General features: G+C 45.8%; 17 protein-coding genes and 1 tRNA gene. 13 read left to right on the top strand and 5 right to left on the bottom strand.

Going from position 1 to position 18,835, the window contains the following annotated elements; genetic code table 11:
• Positions 1-154: 154 nt before the first annotated feature.
• From BXO88_RS14210 to BXO88_RS14190, 5 genes are all read left to right on the top strand, one after another.
• Entirely contained in the window at positions 155-1,015 is an 861-nt protein-coding gene (locus BXO88_RS14210) for a transporter substrate-binding domain-containing protein (RefSeq protein WP_242945235.1), read from the top strand.
• Positions 1,016-1,021: 6 nt separating this feature from the next.
• Entirely contained in the window at positions 1,022-1,789 is a 768-nt protein-coding gene (locus BXO88_RS14205) for an amino acid ABC transporter permease (protein ID WP_078038388.1), read from the top strand.
• A 5-nt stretch (positions 1,790-1,794) separates the two neighbouring features.
• Entirely contained in the window at positions 1,795-2,532 is a 738-nt protein-coding gene (locus BXO88_RS14200) for an amino acid ABC transporter ATP-binding protein (RefSeq protein WP_078038387.1), read from the top strand.
• Between the two features lie 227 nt (positions 2,533-2,759).
• On the top strand, positions 2,760-4,748 hold the full coding sequence (locus BXO88_RS14195; protein WP_168171727.1) for an FAD-dependent oxidoreductase: 1,989 nt from the start codon (positions 2,760-2,762) through the stop codon (positions 4,746-4,748).
• Between the two features lie 87 nt (positions 4,749-4,835).
• Entirely contained in the window at positions 4,836-5,966 is a 1,131-nt protein-coding gene (locus tag BXO88_RS14190) for a PucR family transcriptional regulator (protein ID WP_078038385.1), read from the top strand.
• A 171-nt stretch (positions 5,967-6,137) separates the two neighbouring features.
• Here BXO88_RS14190 and BXO88_RS14185 read toward each other — a convergent pair whose 3' ends face one another.
• Genes BXO88_RS14185 through BXO88_RS14175 form a run of 3 tightly spaced genes read right to left on the bottom strand, consistent with a single transcriptional unit; the run spans position 6,138 to position 9,024 of the window.
• A complete protein-coding gene (locus BXO88_RS14185; RefSeq protein ID WP_044995911.1) occupies positions 6,138-6,506 on the bottom strand; it encodes a cupin domain-containing protein in 369 nt (122 codons plus the stop codon).
• A gap of 15 nt (positions 6,507-6,521) precedes the next feature.
• Complete coding sequence (gene lsrK / locus BXO88_RS14180) at positions 6,522-8,084, bottom strand: autoinducer-2 kinase (RefSeq protein ID WP_078038384.1); 1,563 nt, start codon at positions 8,082-8,084, stop codon at positions 6,522-6,524.
• A 28-nt stretch (positions 8,085-8,112) separates the two neighbouring features.
• Positions 8,113-9,024, bottom strand: a complete 912-nt coding sequence (locus BXO88_RS14175) for a sugar-binding transcriptional regulator (RefSeq protein WP_206099999.1) — start codon at positions 9,022-9,024, stop codon at positions 8,113-8,115.
• Positions 9,025-9,496: 472 nt separating this feature from the next.
• On the opposite strand from BXO88_RS14175, the gene BXO88_RS14170 reads away from it, so the two are divergent.
• The 6 genes from BXO88_RS14170 to BXO88_RS14145 are packed head-to-tail and all read left to right on the top strand — an operon-like array spanning position 9,497 to position 15,709.
• The gene (locus BXO88_RS14170; protein ID WP_078038382.1) at positions 9,497-11,029 is read left to right on the top strand and encodes a sugar ABC transporter ATP-binding protein; all 1,533 of its coding nucleotides are present in this window, start codon (positions 9,497-9,499) and stop codon (positions 11,027-11,029) included.
• Positions 11,030-12,046, top strand: a complete 1,017-nt coding sequence (locus BXO88_RS14165) for an ABC transporter permease (protein ID WP_078038381.1) — start codon at positions 11,030-11,032, stop codon at positions 12,044-12,046.
• 1 nt (position 12,047) lies between these two features.
• A complete protein-coding gene (locus BXO88_RS14160; RefSeq protein ID WP_078038380.1) occupies positions 12,048-13,106 on the top strand; it encodes an ABC transporter permease in 1,059 nt (352 codons plus the stop codon).
• Positions 13,107-13,154: 48 nt separating this feature from the next.
• A complete protein-coding gene (locus BXO88_RS14155; RefSeq protein ID WP_078038379.1) occupies positions 13,155-14,345 on the top strand; it encodes a substrate-binding domain-containing protein in 1,191 nt (396 codons plus the stop codon).
• Positions 14,346-14,376: 31 nt separating this feature from the next.
• Positions 14,377-15,270, top strand: coding sequence for a 3-hydroxy-5-phosphonooxypentane-2,4-dione thiolase (gene lsrF, locus BXO88_RS14150; RefSeq protein WP_044995899.1), 894 nt, complete (start codon positions 14,377-14,379; stop codon positions 15,268-15,270).
• Positions 15,271-15,280: 10 nt separating this feature from the next.
• A complete protein-coding gene (locus tag BXO88_RS14145) occupies positions 15,281-15,709 on the top strand; it encodes an RbsD/FucU family protein (RefSeq protein ID WP_078038378.1) in 429 nt (142 codons plus the stop codon).
• 674 nt (positions 15,710-16,383) lie between these two features.
• On the opposite strand, the gene BXO88_RS14140 is transcribed toward BXO88_RS14145, so the two are convergent.
• Positions 16,384-16,456 (bottom strand) — tRNA-Lys (locus BXO88_RS14140).
• A 109-nt stretch (positions 16,457-16,565) separates the two neighbouring features.
• Between BXO88_RS14140 and BXO88_RS14135 the strand changes: the two genes are divergently transcribed.
• Positions 16,566-16,982, top strand: a complete 417-nt coding sequence (locus BXO88_RS14135; RefSeq protein ID WP_078038377.1) for a hypothetical protein — start codon at positions 16,566-16,568, stop codon at positions 16,980-16,982.
• A gap of 100 nt (positions 16,983-17,082) precedes the next feature.
• Here BXO88_RS14135 and BXO88_RS14130 read toward each other — a convergent pair whose 3' ends face one another.
• Positions 17,083-17,946 (bottom strand): YitT family protein, encoded by an 864-nt coding sequence (locus BXO88_RS14130; RefSeq protein WP_078038376.1) that lies wholly within the window; start codon positions 17,944-17,946, stop codon positions 17,083-17,085.
• A 356-nt stretch (positions 17,947-18,302) separates the two neighbouring features.
• Between BXO88_RS14130 and BXO88_RS14125 the strand changes: the two genes are divergently transcribed.
• Positions 18,303-18,677, top strand: coding sequence for a C-GCAxxG-C-C family protein (locus tag BXO88_RS14125; protein WP_078038375.1), 375 nt, complete (start codon positions 18,303-18,305; stop codon positions 18,675-18,677).
• Positions 18,678-18,835 lie beyond the last annotated feature (158 nt).

The following is an 18,835-nucleotide window of genomic DNA, read 5'->3' as shown; positions in this document are numbered from 1 at the left end:
CGCAAGCATGTTCTGTGGGGGTGCAGAGAATATCTGTATCACTCCTCCGATTTCGGAGAGGCGCTATTACTTATGGGATCTGATTCATATTTTCAGAGATTTAGACCGTATGTGATAGCACATATGGTCTTTTTTATTGCAAAGGAGAAAAAATATGAAGAGATCAATCATTTCAGCAGCAGTAATCTTCGCAAGTGCAGCACTTCTTGCAGGATGCGGAAACAGCACACCTAAGACAACAGAAGCGTCTCAGGCACAGGGAACAGAGGCGGCAGCTTCCGGAAAGGGAGTTCTGAGAGTGGGAATGGAGTGCAACTATGCTCCGTTCAACTGGACAACCACAGAGACCAATGATTTCACCCAGCCTATCACTGGAGTTGACTATGCCGACGGTTATGATGTAGTCATGGCTACAAAGCTTGCAGGCTCCATCGGCAGAGATGTTCAGATCGTGAAGCTTGACTGGGATAACCTCATCCTTTCACTTCAGAACGACCAGATCGATGCCATTATCGCAGGTATGACAGATACTCCTGAGAGAGAAAAGGAGGTAGCATTTACATCTCCTTACTATGAGTCTGAGGAGGTCATGATAGTAAAGGCTGACAGTAAGTATGCGGGAGCAACAGGTATTCAGGATTTCTCCGGTGCCACAGTACAGGGACAGATGAACACGGTTTATGATGAGGTCATCGATCAGATCGAAGGTGTGGTTCACCAGCCTGCGGCAGAGACATTCCCGGCATCCATACAGGCACTTCAGGCAGGAGCAGTTGACGCGGTCGTATCTGAGCTTCCTGTTGCAAACGGTGTCGTAGCCGCTAACTCAGGACTCGCCATCGTGAGATTTGACGAGGGCAAGGGTTTCACAGCTGACACAACAGTGTCCGTAGCGGTGAGAAAGGAAGATACAGAGTTGAAGGATCAGCTTGAGAAGGCGCTTTCAGAGATATCTGTAGACGAGAGAAATTCACTTATGGAGGCAGCGGTTGAGCGTCAGCCGGCTAATGGTTAATAGATAATGTTCATTGAGAATTGTATAGAAATAATCAGTAAATATCACGCAAGCCTGCTGTTGGGAGTCCGTACCACACTTCTGGTGGCTCTCACAGGAACCTGCTTCGGTCTCGTTCTCGGACTTCTGGTTGGAGGCTTCAGAGCAGTTAGGCTTGACCACACAGCGAGCGATGCATCGAGATTTCTGAAGAAATTTTTTGATGTCATTGCCAATGCTTACATCACTGTTTTCCGCGGAACACCTATGATGGTTCAGGCGGTCTTCATTTACTACGCCCTTCTGAACATCATTCACTGGACTCCTACAGTTGCGGCTATCTTTGTAATAAGCATCAACACCGGTGCCTACATGGCTGAGATCATCCGTTCCGGTATCCAGGCTGTGGACAGCGGACAGACAGAGGCAGCGAGATCCCTCGGCATGTCTAACGCACAGACCATGCTTGGCGTGGTTCTTCCCCAGGCAGTGAAGAATGCTTTCCCTGCCATAGGAAACGAATTTATCGTAAACATCAAGGATTCCTCGGTGCTCATGATCGTATCCATCACAGAGCTTATGTTTCAGGCGAAAAGTATCGCCGGATCCACCTTCCATTTCACTGAGACCTATTTCCTCGAGGCGCTTATCTATCTGATACTCACCTCCATAGCGAGTCTCATACTGAATTATATAGAGAAGAGGATGAATTCGGACAGTCAGTATTCACTGCCTATGAGCGATACTGATCCCAAAAGCATCGGGTATACAAAGAAGAAGTTGGAGGCAAAGTGAGCACTATGGCATCACCTGTAGTAGAGATCAGAAACATTAGAAAAAAATACGGTGAGCTTGAGGTGCTCAAAGGGGTTGATTTTTCCGTAAATGAAGGAGAGGTCGTCTGCCTCATCGGTCGTTCGGGTTCAGGAAAGTCGACACTGCTCCGCTGCATAAATCTCCTTGAAAAGGCGGACGGAGGCGTCATTACAGTCTTCGGCGAGGATATCCTTCATACAAAGGATATCAATGCCTATCGCGCGAAGGTCGGCATGTGCTTTCAGCAGTTCAATCTTTTCAACAACATGAATGTTATCGAAAACTGTGTTTATCCTCAGAGAAAGGTACTTAAGCTTTCAAAAGAGGAGGCAACCGAAAGGGCTCTCCATTTCCTTGATAAGGTTGGCATGAAGGAGTTTGCGGGTGCCAATGTCTCCAGAATTTCAGGCGGACAGAAGCAGCGTGTGGCTATCGCAAGGGCGCTGTGTATGAAACCGAAGCTCATGCTTTTCGATGAGCCTACATCGGCTCTTGATCCTGAGATGGTAGGAGAAGTTCTCAATGTAATGAAGGATCTGGCTGAGGAAGGTCTCACCATGATCATCGTTACCCATGAGATGGGTTTTGCGAGAGAGGTTGCGGACAGAGTTGTCTTCATGGATCAGGGAAGGATCGAGGAGCAGGGCACACCTGAACAGCTTTTCGAGCATCCTGTAAGTGAGAGGACACGAAATTTTCTCAGCGCAACGAAAAATAAATAGATCGATAGAAGATGCCTCCTGCGTTTTGCGGGAGGCATCCCTTTTTTAGTCTCTCCTGTTGTGGAATCTGCGTGTAATTCGAGCGTCTGTTTGTCTGAAACAGACATACAGCTTCGGCCGATGATGTGTAATTATAGTTACACAGAAATGTTAAATAAATAACATTGCCCCAAAAACAGCAGTTCATGAAAATGAACCAAATTCCCGAAAAGAGGGAGAGGAGATTTATGAAGAGAGAACTTATATCAGCAGCACTTATTGCCGGAATGGTCATGACAGGCTGCGGTGCCAATGCTACACCGGAAGCTACAACGGCTGCATCAAAGGCAGAGACAACAGCAGCTGAAACTACTGCAGAGGAAACAAGTGAAGCTGCCACAGAGAAGGCAGAGGAAAGTAAAGAAGGATCAAAAGCAGAGTCAGGTTCCGGTCTTACGGACGGAACATACGATATAACCGTTGATGGTAGAAACGGCAAGATGACAGTAACGACAGAGATCAAGGATGGAAAGATCGTTTCTGTAAAGGTCGGTGACAACAGCGAGACTCCTGAGGTTGCTGCAGCGGCTCTTGAGCAGGTTCCTAAGGACATCGTTGCAGCAGGAAGACCTGTTGTGGATGGCGTGACAGGCGCTACCATCACTTCCGATGCTATCATTGAGGCCGTAAAGCAGGCTGTAATAGCAGCAGGAGGAAATCCTGATGAGCTCGAAGGAGAAGTTAAGGAAAAGTCAACAGAGGTCAAGGAGCTGAAGGCTGACGTCGTAGTTGTAGGTGCCGGAGCAGCAGGTGTTTCAGCAGCTCTTACAGCACAGCAGAACGGTGCTGATGTTATCCTTCTTGAGAAGGCAGCAACCCCGGGTGGTGTATCCATCATCGCCGGAGGACCTATGGGTATAGATTCCAAGGATCAGAAGGAAGCAGGAGTTGCAGGAACCTTCACAACAGCTGATGTACTTAAATACTGGCAGGATTATAACTGCTGGATGGATGACGGACAGCTTTTCTACAATATAGCGAACCGTTCAGGTGAGACTATCGACTGGCTTGAGGAGAACGGCATGGAGTTCACTTTCATGGGTATCGAGCAGGCCGCTCATGCAGACGGATTCCAGACCTACCATATATATAAGGATCAGGAGAATAAGTTCGGATACTATGCAAAGCTGGTAGATAAGTTCAAGGCAGACGGCGGACAGGTCTTCTTCGAGACACCTGCCACAGAGCTTAAGGCAGAGGACGACAGGATCACAGGTGTTGTTGCTGTTGCCAAGGACGGAACAACCTATGAGATATCATGTGATGCCGTTGTTCTCGGAACAGGTGGATTCGGTGCCAATGCTGACATGATCGAAGAAGAGGTAGGTTTCCCTCTCGAGACATTTACAACAGGTACACAGACCGGAGACGGTGCAACCATGTCACGTGCCATCGGTGCAGGTAAGGGTAAGACCATACAGCAGTATCACGGAGTTACTTCATATTCAGGTATCCAGACAGGGCAGGGCAAGGACGAGATCGCAAAGGCTATCTATATGCCTACCAGTGTATGGGTAAACAAGAGAGCCGCAAGATTCTGTCCTGAGGATCTCAATTATGATACAGCTCTTTGCTCAAATGCAGCAGCAACTCAGGGCGAATATTACTTCTCCATCATTTCTGAGGATATGGTGAAGGCTCTGGAAGAGGGCGGTGCCAAGGCTCTTGATGTAGATACAGCCGTGGCTTATGAGCCGACTATTCCTATGTTCTCTATCGATGAGGGTTGGACAGAGTTCCGCGCCGCACTTGAGGACGGAGTTCAGAAGGGAATCGTATTCAAGGGCGATTCTGTTGCTGAGCTTGCACAGAATATGGGCGTAGATGCAGACACTCTGGAGAAGACATTGGCAGATTACAATGCTTCATGTGAAAACGGTGTAGACCCTGTATACGGAAAGGCTTCCAGATACATGAAGAGCCTCGGCGAGGGCACACTTTACGCAGTAAAGGCAAGACCTGTTTCTCTTGGAGGAATCGGAGGAGTTCTCGTAAACTCAAACCTTCAGGTAATAAAGGATGACGGAACAGTTATCAAGGGACTTTACGCAGCAGGAAATGACGTTGCGGAGATGTACAACAACTCTTATCCTCTCGTTGAGGGTGTATCCATGATGAATGCACTCACAGGCGGAAGGATCTGCGGTGAGGAAGCTGCAAAATACGTCAAGGGATAAACAGAAAATATAATTAAAGGGAATTTTTGACACCCGGTTCTATTCTTGTATAATGAGACATAATACAGGAATGGGACCGGGTGTTTTATGGAAAAGCATGAACTGTTTGAAATTATAGTAAGATCGAAAACGATACAGGAGTTTGTGGATGCCTGCGGAAAAAAGATAAATGATCCCTTCTGGATCATGGACGGGGCATACAGGATCATCGCCCAGTCACATAGTCCGTCATCAGAAAAGTATCTAGAAGATTTTAATGACGGAAAGACCATGGAGAGGGTAGATCGCTGGGTGGACAGCGGACTTCTCAACAAGGTTAGCGGGAATCCGAAACCTGTTCGGCTCAGGGATGCGTTCTATGATGAAGACATCGTGATCATGGATGTTTTTTCCGATAGAAGACCCATAGGAAAACTGACCATAGTCCTTCATGAACAACTTACGGATGATGAGGTCATAGGAATCAGCAACGCAGTCGCGATATATCTTAGAGCACAGAATCCGACATCGGGATCGACTCTGGAACAGGGTCTTGCGCTCCTTTTGCAGGACACTGCAGAAGCGGAGAGCACCGGAAGAAAGATACTGAAGTCGGCTGGATACGCAGGAAAGCCCCCATACAGTCTGCTGATAGTTGATACGGAGGCCAAAGGCAGGACCGCCATCCTAAACGCCTTCATGGCAGATCTTAGGAATACGGACCCGATGATCATTTGCGGAATAATCAGTAACCGGGGGTATATACTTGTCTGCGACGGACATGAGATACCTAAGAGACTTCTGAAGAAGAATATCCGTGTAGGCTACAGCCTTCCATTTGAAAATCTTCAGTTTGTGAATACATATGCCCTTCAGGCGGAAATGGCTCTTCGCCTCGGACAGGAGCAGGAAGAACATTTTGAGGATCATTATGGTGATTACATAAGGGAATGTATCGGTTCCGATATGAATCACGCAGAAGCCTTTATCATGCCCGAAATACGTCATGTTATTGATTATGACAATGCTTATAAAACGGAGTATTTTGAAACGCTTAAATGTTATCTCCACCTGATGTGTTCGAAACAGAAAACAGCGGATGAAATGGGGATACACCTTAACACGGTGAAATACAGGATCTCACAGCTTGAAAAGATCTTCGGAATAGATTTTTCAAAGGTGGATGCCATATTCGTTTCACTTATGGCGACAGAGCTGTATAGGCGTCGAAGGGGATGATGGGATCACATAGCGGCTTTTACAGGGATACAAAGACGAAACAAAAACGAAACAAAAACCGTGCAGGGAAATTTCCCTGCACGGTTTTTGCTTTAGTGTAAGTTAAATGAATAGTTATGATTGTTTGCTGCGCTGAATTAGGGGTGTCGCAGCAAAATAGAAAACGGATATTCAGGCTCTGTTGTTCGGATCATAGCTGTAGTCGTCTACCTCTACTTTATCTACTTCCTGATGAGGCGCGAGGGTTGAAACCATCTTTACGGGAACATCATAATTGTTGATACAGAAATGTATCTCTTTCGGCTCGATGTGAATGAGATCGCCCTTCGCAAGAGAATGTACTACACCGTCAACAACTATATCTATCTTTCCTTCGATGATGTAGAAGTCCTCCTCCATTATATTGTGATAATGAGCCTTGAAACTCTGTCCCGGCATGAACTGTACAAGAGCAAAATTCATACGAGGACCCTTCATGAGATATTTTGGACCGTTGTCTCCGTAACGGTATTCACGTTCATTTTCATTTATGACAAACATTTGGTACCTCCTTTATCATACGCCGGGAGCTGCCCACATATGTCTGGTTAATCCTGAGTTTGCAAGATCCAGTTGTGTGGCATATACCTTGCGCCAGCTTTCATACATTTCGTTATAGACTTTGTGATTTTCCATGTTCGGTTCATAAGTGGCTGCGATATGGACGAGCCGCTTGGAAGTTTCGGATATGTCACTGTAAAGTCCGACGCCGTATCCCGCGATTATGGCAGCGCCCAGCGCTGTAGCCTCTTTAACGGAAGGAACCTTCACAGGTATTCCCAGAACATCGGCGAGGATCTGACTCCACAGAGGGCTTTTTGATGCCCCGGAAGCGAAAAGAACTTCGGATGGCATGTTTCCTGTGGATTCACGTACCAGATCCATGTGACCCCTGGTGACAAGTGCGGTATTTTCCAGAATGGCCCGATAGAAGGTGTAACGTGAAAATCTTTCGGGATCCAGCTCAAAATTTGTAAAGGTAGGTGCGGCATGCTTCCATGAAATAAAATTCATGACATCTGAGAAGGTGCACATCATTCCGTAGCAGCCCGCAGGTATCTTTGCCGCCTCTTCATTCATGATGTCATAAGGATCACGGCCGGTTTCTTCGGAAAGCTTTTTTTCCAGCTGGCAGAATCCGTCCCTGAACCAGCGCATAACGAGACCCGGCTTAAAAGCCAGAGCTTCATACTGCCATACGTTCGGAACGGCATGACAATTCACACGGACACGGCACTGAGGGTCTGTTTTAGCTTCGCCTGTATTGTATTCGTACTGCCAGAAGCTTCCGCCGAAAATGGCAGCTTCGTTGGGATCTACTACGCCGACGCCAATGCATCCGAGCTGCGCGTCGCCACCTCCCACAACAACCTTTGTTCCGGCAGTGAGACCTGTTTCTGAGGCGGCATTTTCAGATACCTCTCCCGCTATGGTTCCTGATTCTCTTACTTCAGGGAAAATATCGGTCTTAAGTCCGCAGCGTTCGAGAATTGAAGGATCCCAGTTTCTGGTCCGAAGGTCCATGAGACCGGAGGTGGATCCGTTGGAAGGCTCCACTATCATGGAACCTGTGAGTTTATAGATCAGCCAGTCGTTGAACATGCCGATCTTTGCGACTTTTTCATAAATATCAGGTAATTTGTTTTTTACCCAGAGAAGACGAGGCAATGCGTCTAATGCAAAGGACTGTCCGCTTTCGAGATAAAGTTCCTTTTCAAGCCCCGGATAGCTGCGGATCAGCTCCACCACTTCATCTGTGGAACGGGCATCAACATTGGCACAGGCCCAGATCTCCTGTCCCGACGCATCGTAAAGGACGATACCTTCGCGCATGCAGGTAGTGGAGATTGCAGCGATCTCGCTGCTGTCGATACCTGCGTCTTTGGTCGCTCCTTCTATGCATTGCTTCGCAAGGACCCATCCGTTCACCCAGTCGAAATTCATACTTCCCGGGTATTTCGGGTCCTCTATATGATCCCATTCATGCTGACAGCAGGATATCTGATTTCCGTCCAGATCAAAAATGACCGCGCGGATGCTTCCGGTGCCGGCATCAATGGCCATGAGATATTTTCCCATAACGCCTCCTTCAGGATTACTCCTGTGATTAAGGCGTGAGCAAATGTCTGGCTGTATCTTCGTCTGTGATGAGGGTGTTGAGATAGTGCCCGCGCAAAGCGGCTTTTATAACTGCGATTTTCTGCGGGCCGCCTGCGATGCCTATCACGTTGTTGAGTTCTCTCAGAGTATCAAGGGATGTGCTTACTAAACGATCATCGAAAGAGGTATGTATCTGATTTCCATCCTTGTCGATGAAATGGGTCAGAATATCCCCTACTGCACCCTGCATGGAAAGATAAGTAAAATCGTTGCTGTTCAGAATGCTGTTTGTGAGTACGGTGGCATCGCTGTTCATGCCGCCAATTCCCACTATGGATAAGGAGGCGAGCTTCGTCATACGTCTGATTTCCTGAACTCCGGGCTCCTGAAGGATGGCCCTGCAGGCTTCCGGGGAAGAAATGAGAAGAGGCGTAGGATATAGATGAAGCTTGGCCTTGAAAATGGATGACACGGCGTTCGGCAGGTAGTAATTCACACCACCGGTAAGAGACACCACGGAAACAGGACTTTCCGCAATGGCCGCAAGGTGGTTCAGTACTCTGGACGGAGTATCTCCATAACCCATGTTGATGAAGGACTGTTCACTGATGATGGTGGCTATGTAGTTGGCTGCGGCAACCGCGAGATTCTCATTAAGATTTTTGAGATCCTGCGGAGTGGGGATGACGATGGCCTTGCTTAAATTCCAGCTGCTCGTCAGCTTCTCTTCAAGATCAAAATTCATGCCGTTTGACGTCAGGATCCTGAACTGGATCGCACCGGTTTCCTTGGCTGCGTCTAACAGACGCACCACCTTCATGCGTGAAAGCCCCAGTTTTTCGGAAATTTCCTGCTGTGTCATGTTCTCAACGTAATAGTACCATGCAGCTTTGTAGATCAGTTCGTCTTCGTATTTCATTCTTTCCATGCTCCTTGAATAAACATCAGCATCACGAGTGTATCACAGATGCAAAAGTTCTGCACAGTGAAAATGAAGCATTTGTTCACGCTATACTAAAAATGTTCAAAAAGCTACTGAATTGACTATATACCAGAAAAAATGAAAAATCAATATGATATGGCACATAAATAATGCACAATAACCAAAAAAGTGTTAAATAATGCGAAAAATTAATACAAATTATCAAATCGGCTTGACAGCACTTGCTCGTATGGTATACTAAAAATCGATAATAATGTTCGTGAGAAAAACAAAAATTCATAAAAAATAACCAAGATGCCGGTTCGCGATGAACGGTGGATGAACAAAAGACCGGATTTTCAGGGAACGGTAAAAAGAATCGGTAAAGCAGAAATAGTAAAACAGTAACAGAACAAACAGAATAGCATAGAACAAAAAGAGCAATATGTATAGAGGAAAGGAGCAACACATGAGCCAGAACACAGAGGGAGTTGCTCAGTTGGAACTGCTAAAGGTAAGAGGGATAACAAAGCAGTTCGGACTAAATGTTGTATTGAAAGGCATAGACTTAACAGTACGCTCCGGAGAGGTGCTAGCGCTGATCGGAGGAAACGGTGCAGGAAAGTCGACATTGATGAAGATCATCATGGGCATATATCAGCCGGATGCAGGTGAAGTTTATATAGGCGAAGAACGTATCACTTCATTCCGACCGGCGGTTTCCCTGCAGAAGGGCATCTATATGGTGCCTCAGGAACCCATGTTGTTTCCAAATATGACTGTTGAAGAAAATATTCTCATCGGTTTCAAGGAAAAACATTCGGAGTTGCGCAGCCGTCTTTTGAAGATAATGAAGGATATCGGGTGGAATCTGGACCTTTCGAGAAAAGCATTGAGCCTGACTATCGCAGAACAGCAGATAGTTGAACTTCTGCGCGGACTGATGCGTGACGCACGGCTTTTGATTCTTGATGAGCCTACGTCTTCCCTGACATTCGATGAGGTCGAGTCTCTTTTTGAAGTGGTGGATGGTCTTAAGAAAAAGGGAATAGGGATCATTTATATCACCCACAGACTTGGTGAGGTATTCGAGATAGGTACACATGTAGCCATCATGAGAGACGGCCTTATCACACTTCACGGACCTATCAAAGATTTCACCAGAGAGATGCTCGTAAAGGGACTTCTTCCCAAGAATGTGGAGGAAATCGAAAAGGAAGAAACTGCATTTGAGGAAGTTGATTATGCGCATCTTGAACCGGTACTTGAACTGGAGGACTTTTCGGGCTATGGCTTCAAGGACGTCAGTCTCAAGGTATATCCGGGAGAGATCCTTGGCGTCGCCGGACTTGTAGGCGCAGGACGTACAGAACTTGCCACCACTATCTTCGGAAGAGAGAAACCACTTGGAGGCAAGGTTCTTCTTAATGGAAAGGACGTTACCGGTATATCTACAAAACAGGCTATCGATGCAGGCATTAATTATGTGCCTGAAGACAGACACCTTAATGGGCTGTTTGGTATAGCATCTGTTGCGTCCAATACTACTTCTTCTTACTTACATAATTCGTCATTAGGCAGATTCTTTCTGAAGGATCAGAAGGAATTTGAAATCACACAAAAGTATATCGATGATTTCAGAACAAAGGTTACAGGACAGGATCAGGAGGCAGGAAGTCTCTCCGGAGGTAATCAGCAGAAGATCGTTATCGGCAGATGCCTTGCCACACATCCGAAGGTAGTGATACTTGATGAACCCACACGAGGAATCGATGCGGCGGCAAGAGGTGACGTATATTCGATCATTCTTAAGCTGAAGCAGCAGGGAGTGGCTATCGTGCTGATCTCTTCGGATATGGAGGAGATCATTCAGCTCTCAGACAGAGCGGTGGTCATGTATCAGGGATATAAGAAAGGTGAACTTGCAAAGCAGGAGATCTGCCAGACTTCTCTGATGAACAGATCCTTTAACATTGAAGTTACACAGGCAGAGGAGGCATAAATGAAGGCACTGAAGAGATTTACAAAGGCTCGCGAGGCAGGGAGCATCATTTTTCTGGTTCTTCTGGTTCTGCTGGTTGGCTCTTTGAATCCGGCATTTCTTGCACCGGCGAGCCTGCTGAGCTGTCTCAATGATTCCGTTGTATTCACTTTGCTGGCGGTAGGCATTGCTTTTGTGATACTGACCGGTGAAATAGATGTTTCCATAGGAGCTACCATGGGAATGAGCGCAGCTGTGGCTGCGACCATACTGAGGGACGGCGGCAGCTGGATGACGGCGTTTTTTATGGCCATAATCGTTGGAACTGTTGTCGGACTGATCAACGGATGGGGCGTTTCCATCATGAGGATCCCGTCACTGATCTTTACGCTTGGTGTGAACGGTCTGACCCGCGGAATGATCTATGTCTATACCACAGGTGCATGGGTAGAGAATCTGCCGGGAAGTTTTACGAAGCTTGCCAATGTTAAGCTCGTAGGGCATCTGACGGTATTTTACGCTGTGACATTTGCAGGCGTGCTTGCTGCCAATTATGTGACCAATCACACGAAACACGGGCGCTATTTTACGGCTGTGGGTGACAATATTTCGGGCGCTGCGCTGGTTGGTATACCCACAACGGGAACTAAGATCACAGCGTATGTACTTTGCGGAATATTCGCGGCATTGGCAGGCATGGCTTATACATCGAGAATCGGATTTGTCACACCTACTGCCGGAAACGGATATGAAATGAAAGCCATAGCAGCCTGTGTTCTGGGAGGAATTGCTCTTACCGGTGGACAGGGTACATTGCTTGGTGCGGCGATCGGTGCCATTATCATGTCTTCCATTTCCAGAATTCTCGTCTTCATGGGCTTTTCGTCAGATTACGATAATACACTTACAGGTATCATGCTTATCGTTATCGTTGTGGTAACTACGGTAATGCAGAATCGTGAGATCATTCGTAATCATCATGAGATATTGCTTGCAAGAACAAGCGAAGAATTGAAGACAGTACAAGAAGGAGCATAACATGAATAGATCCTTGGCGGAAAAAAGTAAAGCATTCTTCAAGAGTTGGGAATTTGTACTGCTGGTTATCCTTTGTCTGGAGATAGTTGTATTTGCCACAAAGAATCCCAAGTTCCTGAAACCGGCAGTGCTGCTGGGGAGCCTTAACGATATCATTTCCATCTGTATCATTTCTCTGTTCGTGACGTTTTGCATGATCACAGGCGGCATAGATATACAGGCGGGTTCCATAGTGGGGCTGACCTCGATCATTATAGGTGTTTCGTGGCAGGATTTCGGATTCAATATTTGGACTGCGGTTATTCTGAGCGTTCTGATCGCAGCAGTCTGCGGTGCTCTGTCGGGCTACTTTGTTGCATATTGTGATGTTCAGCCCATGGTGGTGACCCTCGGAGGAAGCTTCCTCTATGCGGGTATAGCTCTTCTGATCTCCAATCTTTCGGCTACGGCCAGTTATAAAGGAATCAGTGGGTTCCCTGACAGCTTTAAATTCATTTCCAAGTATCGTTTCGGAGATGTGCTTCCGCTTCAGGTGGTCATATTTCTGGTACTTACGGTAATAGCCCATATTCTGCTTAAGAAAACGAAATACGGAAGAATGATCTTCCTTGTGGGCATCAACAAAAATGCGGCTGAGTATTCGGGAATTAATTCGAAGCTTGTAATGATGTCAGCGTATATCTTATCGGCTATCAGTGCATCTATAGCCGGAATCATACTTACATCCTATCTCGGTACGGCGAAATCGGATCTTGGTGCAACATTTACACTGCAGATAATCACTGCCTGTGTTCTCGGAGGAACACTTTCTACAGGAGGCAAGGGTTCGGCCATAGGCACAGGACTTGCGGCTGTAGTTATCGGCGTCCTGAAGTTCGGACTCCCATTATCCTTTGGGGTGAATCAGCAGTATATGGATATTCCTGTGGGCGCACTCCTTCTTGTTGTAGTCATATGCAGATCTCTGGCCACAAATCCTAAGGTGGTTGCATTGACACACAAAACACCAAAAGCGGCGATAAAGAAGGGCAGTGTAAAAGAAAGTTTAAAGGCGTTGTAAACAATTTAAATTGCGATGAAACATCGCAGCATAAAAGGAGGATTTCTTATGAGAAGAAGAATCTTAGCAATGGCTATGGCTGTCACTATGATAAGTTCATTGGCGGCTTGCGGATCAGGTTCAGGCGGTGCTGAATCAGCTGCTCCTGCACAGGAGACTAAGGCTGAGACAACTGCTGCAAAGGCTGAGGAGAAAAAAGAAGCAGCGACAGAAGCAGCGGCTCCTCAGGCTGAGGGTGGAGAAAAGTCCATAGAGGGGCTTACCATCGCTTTCGTTCCTAAGCTTACCGGTAATGCATTCTTTGAGTCGGCAAATAAGGGCGCTCAGGAGTATGCGAAGAAGTGGGGTATCACAGTAAACTATACAGGTTCTCCAAACGCAGCTGTTGCGGATGAGGTTCAGGTAGTAAACCAGGCTGCAGCATCAGGTGCAGATGGAATCTGTCTTTCATCGGTTGACGCAACAGGTCTCGATGATGCACTGAAGAGCGCTATGGATGCAGGTGTTACTGTAGGAACATGGGATTCTGATGTTTCTACTGATGCGAGAACCATCATGGTATCTCAGGGTACTCCGGAGATCCTCGGCAAGATGCTGGTTGATATGGGCGCTGATGAGCTTACAAAGAGAGGCAAGGATATCTCCAAGGATGCCATCAAGTACTGCTGGCACTATTCAAATGCAACTGTAACAGATCAGAACTCATGGCAGGTTGCCGGTGAGAAGTATATAAAGGAAACATATCCGAACTGGGAGAATGTTGCACCGGATAACTATTATTCAGAGCAGGATGCAGAAAAGGCCGTAAGTATCGGTGCTTCTGTACTTCAGGCACATTCAGATGTTGATCTTATTATCTGCAACGACTCTACTGCACTTCCGGGACAGGCAAAGGCTGCTCAGAATGCAGGTCTTACAAAGAATGACGTTTCCATCACAGGTTTTGCATCTCCTCAGTCAATGAAGGAGTACGCAGAGGCTGATATCCTCGAGGAGTGGGGACTCTGGGACTGCGGACTTCAGGGCGCAATGGGCTGCTATCTGACAGCTTATGTTGCAGCAGGAAATGAAGTTCATGTAGGCGACAAGATCAATATTCCGGAAATCGGCGAAGTTGAGCTTCTTGCAAATGATTCTATCGCAGAAGGCGCAACAACAGGCGATGTGAACAACGGTGTTGTACTTCTTCCTGAGCGACTTGTATTCACTAAGGAAAATGTAAACGACTACGATTTCTAAATTCGATTTAGATGGTGATAAGGAGTGGAAAATGGCTGATCTCGAAGGTTTGAAGGTTGCAAAAAACTATTATCTGGATACCCCGTTTCAGAATAGCAACGGGTTCTATGTAAAGGGCGCCAATGCCCTTGATTGGGGAATGAAGAAGCATCTATCCCGGATTTTCGATGCGAAAAGCGGAAATACTGTGATGCTTGCATTTGACCACGGATATTTTATGGGGTCAACGTCCGGTCTTGAGCGACTCGACATCGAGATTCCGAAACTGATTCCGAATGTAGATGTACTCATGGCGACACGTGGCGGGCTCAGAGACTGTATAGATCCGGCGCTGATCGGGAACAAAGGCATTGCCCTGAGAGCAACATCCGGTTCTTCGATGCTGGATGAAGACCTGTCCCATGAGATCCTGGCCGTTGATGCGCAGGAGGCAGTGAAAATGAATGCGGACTGTATCGCTATCCAGACATTTATCGGTGGGGATGGACAGTTATCGTCTCTGGAGAATCTTTCGAAGGCTGTTAATATGGCTCAGCAGTATTCTATTCCGGTTCTTGGCGTTGTTGCGGTAGGAAAGCAGATGGAACGTACACCAAAGTTCTTCAAGCTTGCCACAAGGATCCTTGCGGAGCTTGGTGCCAATATCGTAAAGACCTATAACTGTGAGAATTTTGAAGAAGTTGTAGCGGCCTGCCCGGTTCCTATAGTTGTTGCCGGAGGAAAGAAGATTCCGGAAAGGGATGCATTGCAGCTTGCCTATGATGTTATCTCGAAGGGAGCCAACGGAGTGGACATGGGACGCAATATTTTCCAGTCTCTGCATCCGTTTGAAATGAGCGCAGCAGTACGAAAGATCGTTCATGAGGGAGCTACCGCAGAAGAAGCATATGCTTTCTATGAGGATGCTATTCATCCGGTACAATAAGGAGGCTCGTATGTTAAAAGGAGTTCCGGCGCTTTTGTCACCTTCGTTTTTGAAGGTGCTGTGCGAAATGGGCCATGGTGACCGCATTGTTATAGCGGACGGGAATTTTCCCTGCGAAAGTGTGGGGAGAAATGCTATTGTGATTCGATGCGATGGTCATGGTGTTGATGAAATACTTGATGCAGTACTGTCTGTTTTTCCTCTGGATTCTTTCGTGGCGAAGGCGGCTTTTCTCATGCAGCCGCCGGAGGAAGGGGCGGAAGAACCTCCTATCTGGGAGAACTATAGGAAAACCATCGGGAAGTATGAAGACCTGAATAGGCTTACGGTTATTTCGAAAAAGGAATTTATCGAAGAGGCCGGAAAAGCATACTGTATAGTTGCTTCCTCTGAGAAGGCGCTGTATGCCAATATCATGCTTCAAAAAGGATGTGTGTGAACTGTTTTTTTCATTCTACAAACCTCTAACTGAATTATGTTGCAAAAGGAGCTGTACACCTGCTGGTGTTGCAGCTCCCTTTGTTTTGCGTCAGATTGTCAGCGTGAGATGCCAGACGCATTTTCGGCTTTTCACGGACGAGTAGGGATCCGCTATAGTGCTTCTGCACCTATTTGCGATGCTGCCTCCCGGCGAGTGAATGACTGGCCTCTCTTGCATGACCGGTGGTTGATTGACTGCATGTCCATTGTATTGGTCCCATGCCGGTGGAACGTATATAATAAAGGATAACTCCTTGGCTGATGAGGGGTGCCGGAGGGTTAGGGAGTCCCTCCGGCGGAGTAGTATGAAAAAACTTCAAGTCGATATAGAGTGTTTTCTATTCGACGAACACATAATAACTTGTGAAGCTTAAAAGAAGCTGAAGATAAAATAAAAATTGTATTTTGACAATCGAAATATAAAATTATAAAAATTTCGTGAGGATATCGGGAGTTTCCCCGGAGTTTGGTGGTAATATAAATGTATGTCTGTATGACCTGCGACAAACATTAAATTATTCCCTGGGAAATGAATGGACTGTTTGGGATAGGTTTAACATATGAGAAAAAACAAAAAGCTCAAAACCGACGGAGCTTTTTGGCTACCGTGGTTTTGAGCCTTGAAATAAAAAATGCACCTTCAGGGACTTGAACCCTGGACAAACGGATTAAGAGTCCGCTGCTCTACCAACTGAGCTAAAGGTGCATTTCGTTGCTCTCTCGCAACGCCTGTACAATATACAAATTATTCGGATATTTGTCAACAACAATTTTGAAAAAATCAAAAAAGTTTTTTTATTGCTGGGAGAACGCCTTTGGATATATTTCAGTTATTCGGTAAAACAGAATACCGCACCTGTGAAATGGCGGTGAATTTCGTTCAGGATGAAAGTGATATAGAAAGTGGGCATATAGTCGCGGAGATATACGGTGAGGATGTCATCGGGTGGAATAAGTACATTCATGCTCTATGTGCCTTCAGAGAGGATTCCTTCTTTTCGGATGAAGCATTTGCATATTCGGACATGATAAAGAATTCAAACCAGAGACCGGAGATCACTATTCCCATACATTTCCACCTCAAAAGCGGCAGGATAGCAGATATGAGAGTGGATTTCGGGACATACAGTCTGAGGGTTGAAGACGAAAGATTCGCTGACCTGGAGGTCAGGAACTATCATGTCATGAACATAAAGATCTATAAAAAGAAGAACAGAGGATGGCTGTCGTGAAGCTGATAACGATACCTGTATTTGGCGCGATAGACATTAGAAAAGTAAAAGACCCACGCTATATGAAACGTGGGTCTTTTGGTATATACATATCTATAAATCAGTTGAATTTTCTTTCGGGGAGTGACTTTGGCCTGTACTGGATATTGCTTACCTGATAGACAGTGATAAATGCCTGAGGATCTACAACATCGATAAAAGACATAAGCTTCTGGAATTCCTGCTTGTTGACGATGGTGATGATCTCTTCACGTTCTTCGAGGTGGTAGGCGCCGATTGCCTTGTAGATCGTTGCTCCGCTGTGAAGCTCATTTAAAATGAAATCTCTGATCTCATCTTTCTTCGGAGAAACGATACATACTCTGCGCTTCAGATTCTGGTCAAATATGAAATGATCAAGGACGATGCCATTCAGATAAGTGCCGAGTACGCTGAGGACAACTGTTTTAATGTCGTAGGCGAGGAACGATGACAGTGCGATACACATACCTGCAACCGACAGTGCCTTACCTATCTCTATACGGAAATACTTGTTTATGATCTTTGCAACGATATCCAGACCTCCGGAGGAAGCATTTCTGTTGAAAAGAATTGCCAGGCCAATGCTTACAACGAAGGTGTAGCATACGACGTCTAAAAATGCGTCACCGGTCAGTGATGATATATTTGGAAAAACATTTTCGAATATACCTAAGAAAATCGGTAGAAGTATGGAGGTATATACAGTCTTATATCCGAATTCACTTCCACAGGTGAAAAATCCGATGATCAGAAGTACTGTGTTCAAAAACATCGTGATCTGAGACATGCTAAAAGGCATGAATTTTATAAGTACTATGGAAAGACCGGATATACTGCTGATAGAAACGTGGTTCGGGACCTGAAAAAAGTAAACTGCAACCGCGATGATAAAAGTGGCGATGGTTAAAATAAGTAGTTCTTTAATGAGTGACAATAATTTCATAATTTCTCCTGAAAATACCCCAAAATAAAATACATGATAAAACGGCGGAGCAAGAACTCTGCCTGTGTTTGGAATGATGATCCTCGGGCGACTATAACATAAGAAAACTAAGGATACGCTCGTTAAGGTAAATGGATTAATGTAATATAAGAACGTTATGCCTTGTATAATCACCGTGGATAACAATCCAACATTTTAGCACCAATTGAGAATGTTTCATACATGGAGGACTGCATAATATAAATAAAAATCTGTATTTATTCTAAAAACAGGGAATTTTACAAAATTATATTTTGCAATCGTTAAATAACCGGTGTACAATGTCAAAGCAATTTTATTAAAGCAGGAGAAGTGAAATGAATATTGATAAAGTTGAAAAGGCAGTGGATTATAAGCATAACGGATGTAACTGCTGTCAGGCTGTTTTGATGGCTTTTGAAGATGAGCTTGAGTTAAGCGCTGAGCAGTTAAAGACCCTGGGGTCGGGATTCGGAGCAGGCATGGGATGCATGGAAGCGACATGCGGAGCTTTAATAGGTGCCAATATGATTCTCGGTATGAAGAACAATACGGGTACGCCTACCGGCCCGAAGTCCAGACAGCTTTTAAATGATTTCAAAGCTGCATGCGGAGCAACCATCTGCAAGGACTTAAAGGGACTGGGGACCGGAAAGGTTCTTTGCGAATGTGATGACTGCGTGAGAAATGCAGTCAGAGCGCTTCTTGATTAAAAAAATAAAAAAATTCAAAAAAACGTTTGACAATCAGAAAGGGAATTGTTATATTAACTGAGCTGTCGCAAGAGAGCAGAACAAAAGCTTCTCTGAAACAGCTCAGAACCTTGAAAATCAAAGATCGATTAATACACAGACCCTGAAGATTCTAAGAA

Source organism: Oribacterium sp. C9 (assembly GCF_002007235.1).
In the GTDB taxonomy this organism is placed as follows: domain Bacteria; phylum Bacillota; class Clostridia; order Lachnospirales; family Lachnospiraceae; genus Oribacterium.
This window is presented reverse-complemented; position numbering and strand designations above follow the sequence as displayed.